A 13279-nucleotide genomic window follows, 5' to 3' on the forward strand; every position below is an offset into this window, starting at 1 on the left:
CTCCAACGCAGTGAGGGCGTGCCAAACTGGCCGCGGCGCATGAAATTTCATACGCCGTGGCCAGCTTGGCACGCCCTCGGCGCAAGTAGCCCGGATGTGAGCGGGCGTTGAGTTAGCGGGCCGGCTGGCCGGCGTTGAAGTACGCCACGAGCTCGGCCGGGAGTTCGGGCACTGTCAGGGCGCCTCCGTCGGACCGCAACGACTGGGTGGCCAGAACACCGGCAGCAACCGAGGCGCGGGCCGCGATCGGAGAGGTCTCGGTGGCGCCGCCGTCGCGGGCAAAGCGCAGGAACTCCGCAATCAGCAAGGGATCAGCGCCGCCATGTCCGCCGTCGCCGTCACGGATCTCAACCTCCATGTCCGGGGCCACATAGCCGTTCTGGCTGCGCGTGTTCCAAACCTTAATAACGTCCCCGGGGCCGTCGCCAAAGTTCTCAATCCTGCCCTTGGTGCCAATGACCGTGTAGTTGCGCCAGTAATCCGGGGTGAAATGGCACTGCTGGTAGGAGGCCAGGGCGCCGTTGTCCAGCTCCATCTGCATCATGGAGATGTCCTCGACGTCGATGATTGGGTTCAGGTCCGTCTGCTCGGCGGGCGGCCAATTCTCCAGTGAGAACCAGTCCCCCATGCGCCGATCCGTGTTGTCCCTGCGCGAGGTGACATCGCCATACACCGCCAAGTCCCCAATGGCGGAGACCCGCTTGGTGTAACCACCGGCCAACCAGTGGATCACATCAATGTCATGGGCACCCTTTTGCAGCAAAAGGGACGTGGTGTTGGCACGCTCGGCATGCCAATCCTTGAAGTAGTAGTCGCCACCGTTACCCACAAAATGGCGGCACCACACAGCCTTCACCTCACCAATGGTGCCCGACTGGATCAACTCACGCATCTGAACCACCACCGGCATGTGGCGCATATTGTGGCCCACATAGAGCCGGGTGCCGGTCTCAAACGCTGTACTCAAAATCGCGTCGGCTGCCTCCAATGTCACATCCAGAGGCTTCTCACAGAAGGTGGGGATGCCAGCCTTGAGCGTCTGCACGGCCACCTCGGCGTGACGGTTGTCGGGCGTCAGCACCAACACGGCGTCCAGCCCGGCCGCCAACAACTCGTTCAAATCGGAGGTGATGACTGCGCCGGGAATCTTCGCCGCAGCATCGGCACGCCCCCGTTCGGAAACATCACACACCATCACCACAGCAGAACCCTGACCCGGCTTGTGCACCTGCTTCCACAGCGACGCCCGCAACCCAAAACCAACAATCCCAATACGCATATCCCGCACGGCCTGCTCATTGTCTGGCACGGCCTGAACCAAATCTGTCACAACACAACTTCTCTCTTGTTCATCAAAAAATCGAAAATTAGGGGGCGCCCGGGGCGGAATCGCGCACAAAAAGTCGCCAAGGAAATTCCAGGACCTGATGCGGTTTGGTGGGGTCCTGAGCCCGTTCCACCAGGAAATCTGCCAGGCCGGCGTAAAAATCGGTGGGGCCAATGGTGGTCAGCGAAGGCGTCATGACCTCGCCGGCCATGGTGTTGCCAATACCCATCACCACCACATCATCGGGCACCGCCAACCTGAGCCGCTCGGCGGCATGAACGGCTGCGATCGCCGCGAAGTCGGAGGTGGCGAAGATGGCAGTGGGCGGGTCGGGCACCTGCAGCAGGGCGACGGCCGCCTGGTAGGCACTCACCTCGTCCTTCTCGAAGGTGGCCACATAGTCCTGCCGGAATTCAATGCCTGCCCGCTCAAGTCCGGCCACGTAGGCCCGGTACCTCGTGGGGCCGGAAGCGGTCAGGCTGCCGGAGGTGGTCAGTGCCGCCACCTTGGTGTGACTGGCTGTCAGGTGGTCCATGGCATGGTCCATGGAGTCTCCGGCCAAGGACCGGATCACATCGAAGCCCTGCGGTTCCAAGGTTTCGCTGAAGACCACCAAGTTGTTGCTCAGCGCCAATTCGGCGAGGAGCTCGGCGTCGCCCGGGCGTTCCGCAGCATCGATGAAGATGACGTCGGCGCCTTGGCGTTTGATGGCCGTGCGCCAATCCGTGTCGGCGAGAATCATGGGGGTGATGCCGGCGGGGGCAACCGCTGCACCAACAGCTTTGCTGACCGACAAAGACCAAGGGTCCGAAAGCATGGTCAAAGAGAGCATCATCAGGTTGGACTTGCCAGTCCGGATGGTCCGGGCCGCCTGGTTGGGCCGGTAGCCCAGCCTGCTTGCCGCAGCGTGGACGCGCTGGGCGGTTGCCGGTGAAATCCCGGAACCGTTTCCCTTGGTGCGTCCGGCCAGGACGTAGGAAACCGTCGCTGTGGAGACACCTGCCTCCGCAGCCACTGTCTTAATGGTGGGCCGCATCATCTCATCTGCCTCCTTGCTGCCGGTTGGAACTGGGGATGGTGTGGGTTGCCGGCACGCCGCGGCGGCGTACCGGCAACCCACGGGTTATCTGGCGTGCTGGTTACTTGATGGGCTGCAGCTTGAAGACCGGGGCCTGCGGGTCCAGCTGGGCTTGGTACTCTTCTCGCATCTTGTCGCCGCCCTCTGCCTTCCAACGCTTCAACACGTCAGCATGCTCGGAAACCTTGGCGCGGCCGGTGATGATGTCGATGGTCTTGTCGCGCACGATCTTGGTGATTTTTGGCCCCACCTTTGCATTTGTATCAGAGAACGTACCGTTAGTGGGGTTTCGCCAAGCAAATTCGAGCAGCTTGATCTCCGTCTCATGGGTGTACTTCGTGTCCCGCGGGAAGCCGGGGTTGAAGTTCACCCGCTCCGGGGCGGACATGATGTTCAGGGCGCTCTGCACACCGGGGACGTTCTTGAGGCCTTCTTCGGTCAGGATCGGGTTCCCGTCGGCGTCGAAGGTGAAGTCCTTGCCTTCTGTACCAAAGTTCTTTTGCAGGTACTCCGTGGTGCCAAACGGCGCCGAGAGCCAGTTGACCAGCGCCAGCTGTTCCTTGATGCGCTTCTCATCAGTCTTCTTGAACGCGGTGAACCCCACCGTGCCATAACCCATGTCGTAGGTAGGCGTGATGGTGCCATCAAAGCTGAAGGGAACCAGGATGTCGATCTCAAGGTTCGGGTCAAGGGCACGGAAGGTTCCAACGTCACGCGGGCCGGAAGTGACCATTGCTCCGATGGAACCGTTGGCGATCTTGGCCTTGATGTTGGTGACGTTCACATCCGGGTAGAAAACACCCGCTGCGAACAATTTGGCGGCGTATTCCAGACCGGCCGTGTACTGATCCGTCTCGTAGAGGTGGGTCAGTGTTCGGTCCTCGTTGACGGCCCAGCTGTTCGGGGCACCCAACCATTCGGTGATCATGTGCAGAACGTTCACATAGGCCGGCTCCAGGGCGTACTGCTTCTTGCCCGGGTCGCTGAGTTGTTTGAGCTTGTCAAAGAATTCCTCGGCGTCCGTGGCGTTCAGGCCGCCCACCTTTTCCCAGGTGGCGTGGCTGCCCACCATGACCTGGCCAAAGGGTGTGCTGGGGATGGGGGCACCCCAGATCTTGCCATTGACGACGGCGGTCCGCCAGGATTCCGGCTTGAGTGCGGCCAGGTTGGGGTACTCAAGCACGGCGTCGCCGGAGAGGTAGGGGGTCAGGTCCTGGAATTTGGCCTCGAGCATGGGGCCCACATTGGGGATGCCCTGGTTCGGCGGGATCCACATGAGGTCGGGCAGGGTGTCGCTGGCCAGGATGGTGGCGAACTTGGCCGGGTAACCGTCTCCCACATCTTCGACGATCTGCATGTTGAATTCCCCGCCCAGCGCCTCGTTCAGGCGCTGCCAGAAGGGGTTGTCTCCCATGGCCGGGGCCATCACTTCGAAGGTTTCAGAGAGGACACTGACCGGGCCGGTCAGCGGCTTGGCGGTGGTGGAGGCCACCGGTTTTGGCATGTTGATGAAGCCCGCTTCGAGTCCCTTGGCATTGCCCGGAAGATCCGCGGTAACACCGGTAAATTCCTTGTAGGTGGGCAGTGTGACCGATTTGGAGGCTTCCGCCCCGCCGCCGCTCTTGTTGCTGCTGCTACATGATGACAATGTGCCCGTCAGGGCCACCGCGGCCACTGATATGCCGGCGAGTCCCAGGAAGTTGCGTCGTGAGACACCGCCACCCACAATGCTGTTAGACCGTTTCATGCTAAACCTCTTTCATTATGTGTAAAAACTAACTAGCTAACCTTTGATGGCACCGGTGATGACGCCCTTGTTGAAGTGCTTTTGGAGGAACGGGTAAACCAGCAGGATCGGCAGCAGCGCAACAACCACAACTGCCATCTGCATGGACTGCGGGGGTGGTGAGGACGTCACACCGATAGCGTCGGCCATGGAGCCGCCCTGGACAACAAAGTTGCGCAGCACCAATTGGACCGGGTACAACGTCTGGTCGTTGATGTACAGCAACGCGTTGAAGAAGGCGTTCCAAAAACCAACGGCGTAGAACAGGCCAACGACGGCGATGACGGCCTTGGACAGGGGCAGCACAACTTTGCGCAGGATCATGAAGTCGCTGGCTCCATCGATCCGGGCAGCCTCCAGCAACTCCACGGGGATGTTCATGAAGAAGGACCTCATGACCACGAAGTTGAATGCTGCGAAGGTGCCGGGCAGGATCAGGGACCAGATCGTGTTCAGCAGCCCCAGCTGCTTGACCATCAAGAACATGGGGATCAGCCCTGGTGCGAACAGGAGCGTGAACAAGACCAGCATCAGCACTGGGCGGCCAAAGAGGACAGGGCGGCTGGTGGCATAGGCCATGGTGATGGTGATGAACAGGGCCAGGAAGGTTCCAACGGCTGTGATGAAAGCGCTGACCCCCAGGGCCCGGAGCATGAATTCGCCGCTAAAGATTGCCTGGTAGGCGGCAAAGCTGGGATTGCTGGGCCATAGTACGTAGCCGCCTGCTGCGATCAGTTGCTTGTCATCGGCCAGCGAGGTGGAGACCACCAGCAGGATGGGGATGACAATGGAGAGCGAGATGCCGCCGATAATGATGGCCTTGATGGAGTTGTAGAGCGGGGATGCCGGCTCTTTCCATATGGGCCGGCCCGGGTTGTACGTCAACCCTCTGCTGCGCCGCTTGGCTGCACGCCGTTCGTGAGTTGTTAAAGCCATGGTTGTCTCCTTTTTCGGCTAGTCGGGGCGGGCCCCAACTAGCCGACCTTCTTCTGAAAGATTCCGGGTTCGCCCAGCTTGTGGGCCACCTTGTTGGCCGCGTAAATCAGCAGGGCACCCACCACGCCCTTGGCCAGGCCGGCCGCGGCACCAATGCTCCAGCCACCGCCAACCACGCCAGCAAAGTAGGTGAAGGTGTCCAGCACCTCTGCCGCACCAGCACCAACGGCGTCGTGCTGCAGCAGGAATTGTTCAAATCCAACGCTGAGAATGTCACCAATGCGCAAGATCAGCAGCAACACGATGATGGAACGCAGGCCGGGCAAGGTGATGTGCCACATGCGGCGCCAGCGTCCGGCACCGTCTGCCGCGGCGGCCTCGTACAGTGAACCGTCGATGGCTGCCAGCGATGCCAGGAAGATGATCATGGCCCAGCCGGCGTCCTTCCAGACAAGCTGGATGGTGGCCAGTAGCGGGAACGTGTCCGGGTTGGTCATGAACGGGATGGTGTCCAGACCAAGGTCACGCAGGGTGTTGTTGACCAGCCCGGCGCCGCCAAGGACTTGCTGGAACAACGCGATCACCAGCACCCAGGACAGGAAGTGCGGCAGGTAAACCAGCGACTGGAACCAGCGGCGGAGCTTGGTGCTGATCAAGGAGTCCACAATCAGGGCCAGGCCCAGGGGCACCGGGAAGAAGAGCACCAGCTGCCAGACGGCCAGGACAACGGTGTTTCGCAGCGCCACCCAGAAGTCCGGGTTGAAGTACAGGTCCACGAAATTCTGCCAACCAACCCAGTCGCTGCCGGTGATGCCCAAGAACGGCTGGTAGTCCTGGAACGCGATGACGTTGCCAAGGATGGGGATGTAAAAGAACAGGGCCAGAAACAACACCCCGGGAATCATCATCAGGATCATCTGCTTGTCCCGGGCCCAGCGGATCCTGAACGGCACCTTGGCCACCACACCGGACTTTTGCGCGGCATTCTTACTGCGCTTGTTTCCCCTGCCGCCTCTCGCGGCGGCGGCGGGGGTGGGGGCGGCGTCGCCGCCGGTCTCCCGCCCCGACAGCGCCTGACGTGTGGTCTGGCTCATGGAATCTCCTCGTTCAGTAAGTCGGTGTTTTCGGTCTGCGCACAGTCAGGAACACCACCACATCCCCAAGTTGTGATGCGCACCACAGTTTGTTAACCGTTTAACAAAGATAAACTGTCTTTGGCAAAGTTGCAAGATTTTGCTGGAAATTCCTAGAAAAGATCACCAATCGTCATTTTCCATGTGCCCCGCTCCGCGCTTCGGCCGTGCGTCAGGCGTGCCAGCACTACCCGGGAGTGGCGGGCGGCCTCGGGTTCCGTGACGTCAAGCTGCCCCGCCGATCACCAGCACAACTCCCCGACGCGGTTCCACCGTGATGGCAGCCCCGGGCGCAAACACCGCGGCCTCCTGGAAGCCTGCAACCGCCGGCGCAACCACAGATGCAGAAGCCAGGTGCGCAAACCCGGGACCAAATTCCAGCGTCACCGAAACCGTTTCCGGCGCCCAGCTGGCCAGGGCTGTCACCAATCCGGACGGCGTGATCCAGGACGTGGCCAGCACCTCGGGGTGACTGGTGCGCACGGGCACATCAACAGCCCAGTGCCCCACCATGGGCGCCTCCGCCAGGCCATGCTCAGCCCACAGTTGCCACAGTGCCCGGTTGTCCACGCGCGGGGCCCGGCCTGTCATGCCAAACACCAACCCGCGCCACGGGTTTCCGCCACCCTCCAGCATCTCGCCCATGAGGCCAAACGGGATGCCGGAGACCTCCACCAGCCAGTACGCGGGGTCGGTGTTGTCGTAGTCAAAGTACTCGCCCAGCCACAGGCGGTCCGTGTACGGCAGCTGTTCCATGTACATGTTGGCGGAGGAGGCGAAGCCGTCCTTGTCGTTGAATTGGTTGGCCGAATGGATGTCGATTTCCGGGTCTGCGCAGCGGGCGGCCAGCACCTTGCGCACCCGTTTCATGGCCTGGCGGTCGTAGGCGATGTCGTCCAGGTAGATGCCGTCCAGGCCGGTCCTGCGCGCCAGCTCGTCGAGCCCTCGGATGTACCAGTTTTGCAGGCGCGACTCCCCCGCCGTCACCACGGCAATGTCATCCACGGTGGGCGCGTACCAGGCCGAGACGTAGTTGGCGCCGGCGTGCTCCTGCGGCCAGATGTGCCCCTTGCCGGGCCCGTCGCTGAAGATTTCCTGCCCCAGCGACAGCATGGGCAGCAAGTCCGGGCTGTGCCCCGTCAGCTCGCGTACCGTGTCGTAGACCTTGACCTTGAGCCCGGCCGCATGCGCCTGCGCCGTGTACGCAGCCAGCGCGGCGGCGTGCAGCAGCGGGTCGTTGATGAAGGGCGCCAGGGCCGTGGCGTGGTGAATGTTGATGACGCTGGCACCGGTCGCCGCAATGTCCGCCACACTGCCCTGGCCATGGAAGTACCGGTTGCGCAGCTGGCGGGCCGGATCGATCGGCTTGAACGGGGTCAGGAGCAGACGGTAGCCATAGTTCAGACTCTCCCCCGCTTCCAAGGTCCGTCCGCCACTAAATGCTTGCAGCACGACGGCGGCGCTTCCGTTCGCGCTGCCGGCCTCCCTGAGCGTGACGCCCGCAACCGTGGGATCCACCCCTGGATTGGCCCACGAGTCCGGGGCGCGTAGTGGCTTCTCGCGGTAAAAGTTGGTGTTGAGCGGGCGCTCGTAGTTGTCGTCCCGCAGGGCCAGCTGCACGCCGATGTTGGTGTCCCCGAGCCACAGGGAGTCCTGGTTCCTGGTGGCCACCTCCCAGCTCCAGTCGATGCTTTCCGGGCGGGTGCCGCCGGGTACACCGAGCCCCATGGCGTAGGGCACGGCCGCCGGGTCAAGGGTCATCGTGAGTGCAACGTTTCCCAGCCCAACGGTCTCAGCCCCGTGCGGGACGGTGAGGCGGACGGCAAACTCGGCGGCGCCGTCGGCCTCCAATTGGCCTTCCACCGTGACGCACAGGGGCGTGTCGCGACTGGTCCAGGAGCACTCCCATCCCACCCTGGCCGGGCCGTGGGTGGTGAACGCGAGCGGCGAGAAATCCCAAACCACTGGGCCTTGGACCAACTCCGGCAGCAAGGCCAGTGGTTCGAGCAGGAGCGAACGGGCAGGTCCGTCAATGGCCGTCACGGCAGAGGTGAAGGTGGAGTGCAGCTGCGCCGGAAGCCCGTTGGGGGCGAGCTCAACTGCGCGGCCCAGGATGCTCAGCGTGCGGCTGGATTCATCGAGGCTGACGGCGGTGAACGGCGCCACGAGTTCGTCGTTCTGGGCCAGGGTGGAGTCCAACCAGGCAAGGCGCCGTAGTTCGCGGGGGTCGCCAAAGCCGCCGGCGGCAATGTCCGGTTCGGCTACCTCTGCCACCTCAAGGCACACGGGCAGTTCCGCGGTGCCTGCGGAACTCGTCACCGTGATGACGGCCTCCACGCTGGATCCGGCGGCATTTGCAGGAACGGGGACCACCACAAACAGCGCCTGGACGGAACCGTCGGCCACAGCCAACGTCTTGCTGAAGGGCCGGCCCAGGCGGTCAATCCCGGCGGTGTTGATGCAGCGTGCAGGAATGGGGGTGCCGCCGGTCTGGGCGGCAATGGTCACCGTGACCCCTGCCAGTTCGGCGCAGGCATGGAGCCCCAACGCGATGATGAAATCCTCCCCTGGCTGGGCCTGGAGCGCGAGCTCCTTGGCTGCTGCTCCGGCCACGGCTGCCGGGCCCGTGATGGCCCAGTGTGCCGCGATGGCGCCCTTCATGGAGATGGGGTGGCGGCGGTCCTGGGCAAAGAGCATGAAAGCCGCGCCGTCGTGACTGGCGTGCAGGGCCGCCAATTCGGCATCCGTGGCCGTAAAGTTCATGGGGGCAAAGGTGTCCCACTCGCTCGCTGCCTCGTAGCGGAGCGCCACGGCGGCCGGGGCGTGACTGCCGCTCAAACCCTGCTCAGCCGAGAACACGCTCGGGGAAACAGCTGCCACCCAGGCCGGGTCCGCCGTCGGACGGGCGGGAAGGTACTGGGCCTGCGGGTAGTGGGCGTGGCCGGCCATGGCATACGGCAGATAGTAAAAGTAGTAGCTGCCGGCACCGTCGACTGGCTCAAAGGTGAACGTGCCATGGGCCCGGTTCCGTTCCCCGGCCACCACATTGCGCACCCGTAAGCCCGTGGCCGCGGAGACCACAATGACGTCAACGTCGGCCGGAGTGGCATCGTGGCGGCGCCACGGCAGGGTGACGGTGGCGGCGCGGCCACCCTGGAGCAGATCCGCCACGGACACCACAATCCGATGGTTCCCGTAGAGGAGTTTGTCCCACTCCCCCACGCCGCATTCCAGTTCGGGATGCAGACGCGGCGGGGTGGCGAGGTTGGACGGGGCGGACGTGGCAAGCGCCGGAGTGGGCATGGGAGTAGCTCCAAGCTGATTGAGGGGTGTCCCCCAATCCTTGTCTGAATTTTCATGACTGCAAAGCGTTATTACAGTTCATAATTACTCACATTGACACTTGGGGCAGAGCCCAACCGCCGGGCCCAATGAAAAATGCGCCCGTCCCCGCTTTTCGCGCCTGTTGGAAGGGGCGCGAAAGCGGGGACGGGCGCGGGGGCCGTTTCGTGAAGCGAGTCGGCGCCCCGTTCCGCTTCTGGCACCCGGTTAACGGGGCGCCACAAGCGGAACGGGGCGCCGAGAGACGCGGAAGGGCTGGGCCCACGTGCCCGAGGGCCCAGACGCGAGCTTGCGAGCGTTGGGAGTGCGTTACCCTTCGACGCCGAGCGTCTTGAGGATCAGTTCGCGCACGCGGCCGGCGTCGGCCTGTCCGCGGGTCACCTTCATGACGCCGCCAACAATGGCACCAACAGCCTGCACCTTGCCGCCGCGGATCTTCTCCGCAACGTCGGGCTGGGCTGCCAGGGCTTCATCGATGGCAGTCTGCAGGGCGCCGTCGTCGGAGACAACAGCCAGCCCGCGCTTGGCCACAACCTCAGCGGGCGTCCCTTCACCCTCGAGGACGCCGTCGAGCACCTTGCGGGCCAGCTTGTCGTTGATGGCGCCGGAGGCAATGAGCTTCTCAATTTCAACCACCACGGCGGGGCTGACGCCCAACGCTGCGGGGTCCACATCGGCCAGCTTGGCGCGGCGGGCGATTTCGCCCATCCACCACTTGCGGGCTGCGGCGGCCGAGGCACCGGCGGCGACCGTCTCTTCAATTTCGTCCATGAGGCCGGCGTTGACCACGTCGCGGAATTCCAGGTCCGTGTAGCCCCAGTCGGCCTGCAGGCGCTTGCGGCGCTCGGCGGGCGGCTCGGGCAGGCGTGAGCGCAGTTCCTCAACCCACTCGGGCGTGGTGACAATGGGCACCAGGTCCGGTTCCGGGAAGTAACGGTAGTCGTCGGCGTCGGACTTGGGGCGCCCCGAGGTGGTGGACTTGGTGTCCTCGTGCCAGTGGCGGGTTTCCTGCGTGATGGCCACACCGGAATCCAAAACCGCAGCATGGCGCTGGATCTCAAACTTCACGGCGTTCTCGACGGCGCGCAGCGAGTTCACGTTCTTGGTCTCGGTGCGGGTGCCGAACTTTTCCCGGCCGTGCGGGCGCAGGGAGACGTTGGCGTCGCAACGGACGTTGCCGTGCTCCATCTTGGCCTCTGAAACGCCCAGGTTCTTGACGATTTCCCTGATGGCTGCAACATAGGCTTTGGCCAACTCGGGTGCGCGGGAACCGGCACCCTCAATGGTCTTGGTGACAATTTCCACCAGCGGAACACCCGAACGGTTGTAGTCCACCAAGGAGAAGTCGGCGCCCTGGATGCGGCCCGTGGAGCCACCCATGTGGGTCAGCTTTCCGGCGTCCTCTTCCATGTGGGCGCGCTCAATCTCCACGTGGAAAACTGTGCCGTCTTCGAGTTCGATGTCGATCCAGCCGTCGTAGCAGATGGGGTCATCGTACTGGGAGGTCTGGAAGTTCTTCGGGGTGTCCGGGTAGAAGTACTGCTTGCGCGCAAAGGTGCTGTGCGGGGCGATCTTGCAGTTCAGCGCCAGACCGATCAGGATCGAGGACTCAACGGCCTTCTTGTTCACCACCGGCAGCACGCCGGGCAGGCCCAGGCACACTTCGTTGACGTTGGTGTTGGGGGCGTCGCCAAAGGCGTTCGGTGCCGAAGAGAACATCTTGGTCTTGGTGTTCAATTCAACGTGAACCTCAAAACCCAGAACGGGGTCGTACTTTTCCATGGCTTCATCGAAGCTCAAAATGGTGTCAACATGCATTAGTTAGCCTCCTCGGCTGCGGTGCTGGCAAGTGCGGGCGCCTGATCCAGGATGGGGCCGCCCCACTGGGCTTCCAACAAGGATTCCAGGACGGCACCAACACGGTACAGGCGGGCGTCTTCGCGGGCGGGTGCCAGCAGCTGGATGCCCACGGGCAGACCGTCTTCATCGGCCAGGCCGCCGGGCAGGGTCAAGCCGGGGACGCCGGCCATGTTCGCCGGGATGGTGGCGACGTCGTTGAGGTACATGGCCAGCGGATCATCGAGCTTCTCGCCCAGCTTGAAGGCCGTGACGGGGGACGTCGGGGAGATCAGCACGTCAACCTGCTCGAACGCGGCGGCGAAGTCACGCTGGATCAGGGTGCGCACCTTCTGGGCCGAGCCGTAGTAGGCGTCGTAATAGCCGGCGGAGAGGGCGTAGGTGCCCAGGATGATGCGGCGCTTGACCTCATCGCCGAAACCGGCGGCGCGGGTGGCGCCCATGACGCGCTCAATGGTGAGCGGGCCCTCAGTGGGCAGGGTGCGCGCACCGAAGCGGACGCCGTCGAACTTGGCCAGGTTGGAGGAAGCCTCGCTGGGCATGATCAGGTAGTAGGCGCCCAGCGCGTAGCCGAAGTTGGGGCAGGAGACCTCAACAATGTCGGCCCCGGCGCCGCGCAGCAGCTCCAGGGATTCGTTGAAGCGGTTTTCGACGCCGGTCTGGTAACCCTCGCCGTGCAGCTCCTTGATGATGCCGATCTTCATGCCCTTCACATTGCCCATGCGGGCGGCGGCGGCAAGGCCTGTGGAGGCGTCGGTCAGCGAGGTGGAGTCCTGGGGGTCGTGCCCGCCAATGACTTCCTGCAACAAGGCGGAGTCCAGGACGGTGCGGCTTACCGGGCCGATCTGGTCCAGCGAGGACGCCATGGCGATGGCGCCGTAGCGGGACACTGCGCCGTAGGTGGGCTTCACACCAACGGTGCCGGTGACGGCGCCGGGCTGGCGGATGGAGCCACCGGTGTCGGTGCCCAAGGCAAGCGGAGCCTCGAAGGCGGCGACGGCGGCAGCGGAGCCACCACCGGAGCCGCCGGGGATCCGGTCCAGGTCCCAGGGGTTGCGGGTGGGGCCGTAGGCGGAGTGCTCCGTGGAGGAGCCCATGGCGAATTCGTCCAAGTTGGTCTTGCCCAGCATCGGCATGCGCGCGGCGCGGATCTTCTTGATGACGGTGGCGTCGTAGGGGCTCATCCAGCCCTCAAGGATCTTCGAACCCGCCGTGGTGGGCTGGCCCTTGGTGACGATCAGGTCCTTGATGGCGATCGGCACGCCAGCCAGCTCGTGGAGCTCCTCACCGGCGGCGCGGCGGGCATCGACGTCGGCAGCTACTGCGAGCGCCTCCTCGGTGTTCACGTACAGGAACGCGTTGACGCCGCGTTCTCCATGGTCGACGGCGGCAATCCGGTCAAGGTGCGCCTGGACCAGTTCCACGGAGGTAATTTCCTTGGCGGCCAGTTTTGCGGCCATTTCGGCCGCGCTGGAACGAATCAGTTCGTTGGCAGTCATGGTTTAGCTTTCCTCCAAAATTGCGGGCACCTTGAAACGGCCGTCGGCGGAATCCGGGGCACCGGAAAGGGCCTCGTCCACAGTCAGCACGTGACCCACCACGTCTTCACGCATGACGTTGGTCAGCGGAATCGGGTGCGAGGTGGCGGGAACGTCGTCGCCGGCAGCCTCACTGACGCTCTTGACCGAATCCACAATCACTGCCAGTTCAGTGGCCATGCGGTCCAGTTCGTCGTCACTCATCTCGATGTGAGCCAGTTGCGCCAAATGCGCCACGTCGTCACGGTTGATCGCAGCCATGGATCTCCCCTGTTTAATAGC

General features: G+C 63.5%; 9 protein-coding genes. All 9 read right to left on the reverse strand.

The window, feature by feature from the left end; genetic code table 11:
- Positions 1–112: 112 nt before the first annotated feature.
- A complete protein-coding gene (locus CVS28_RS02590; RefSeq protein ID WP_103480674.1) occupies positions 113–1279 on the reverse strand; it encodes a Gfo/Idh/MocA family protein in 1167 nt (388 codons plus the stop codon).
- Between the two features lie 88 nt (positions 1280–1367).
- Positions 1368–2366, reverse strand: a complete 999-nt coding sequence (locus tag CVS28_RS02595; RefSeq protein WP_103464400.1) for a LacI family DNA-binding transcriptional regulator — start codon at positions 2364–2366, stop codon at positions 1368–1370.
- A 100-nt stretch (positions 2367–2466) separates the two neighbouring features.
- On the reverse strand, positions 2467–4152 hold the full coding sequence (locus CVS28_RS02600) for a twin-arginine translocation signal domain-containing protein (RefSeq protein ID WP_103480526.1): 1686 nt from the start codon (positions 4150–4152) through the stop codon (positions 2467–2469).
- 36 nt (positions 4153–4188) lie between these two features.
- Positions 4189–5127: a carbohydrate ABC transporter permease gene (locus CVS28_RS02605; protein WP_103480527.1), complete on the reverse strand. Its 939-nt coding sequence runs from the start codon at positions 5125–5127 to the stop codon at positions 4189–4191.
- Between the two features lie 38 nt (positions 5128–5165).
- Positions 5166–6044, reverse strand: coding sequence for an ABC transporter permease (locus CVS28_RS02610; RefSeq protein ID WP_243400048.1), 879 nt, complete (start codon positions 6042–6044; stop codon positions 5166–5168).
- 441 nt (positions 6045–6485) lie between these two features.
- A complete protein-coding gene (locus CVS28_RS02615) occupies positions 6486–9563 on the reverse strand; it encodes a glycoside hydrolase domain-containing protein (protein ID WP_103480529.1) in 3078 nt (1025 codons plus the stop codon).
- A 348-nt stretch (positions 9564–9911) separates the two neighbouring features.
- Entirely contained in the window at positions 9912–11420 is a 1509-nt protein-coding gene (gatB, locus tag CVS28_RS02620) for an Asp-tRNA(Asn)/Glu-tRNA(Gln) amidotransferase subunit GatB (RefSeq protein WP_103464396.1), read from the reverse strand.
- Positions 11420–12958, reverse strand: a complete 1539-nt coding sequence (gene gatA / locus CVS28_RS02625; RefSeq protein WP_103480530.1) for an Asp-tRNA(Asn)/Glu-tRNA(Gln) amidotransferase subunit GatA — start codon at positions 12956–12958, stop codon at positions 11420–11422. The genes gatB and gatA overlap by 1 nt, the downstream gene beginning before the upstream one ends.
- Before the next feature lie 3 nt (positions 12959–12961).
- Positions 12962–13258 (reverse strand): Asp-tRNA(Asn)/Glu-tRNA(Gln) amidotransferase subunit GatC, encoded by a 297-nt coding sequence (gene gatC / locus CVS28_RS02630; protein WP_103464394.1) that lies wholly within the window; start codon positions 13256–13258, stop codon positions 12962–12964.
- Positions 13259–13279 lie beyond the last annotated feature (21 nt).

It is taken from the genome of Arthrobacter glacialis (assembly GCF_002909415.1).
In the GTDB taxonomy this organism is placed as follows: domain Bacteria; phylum Actinomycetota; class Actinomycetes; order Actinomycetales; family Micrococcaceae; genus Specibacter; species Specibacter glacialis.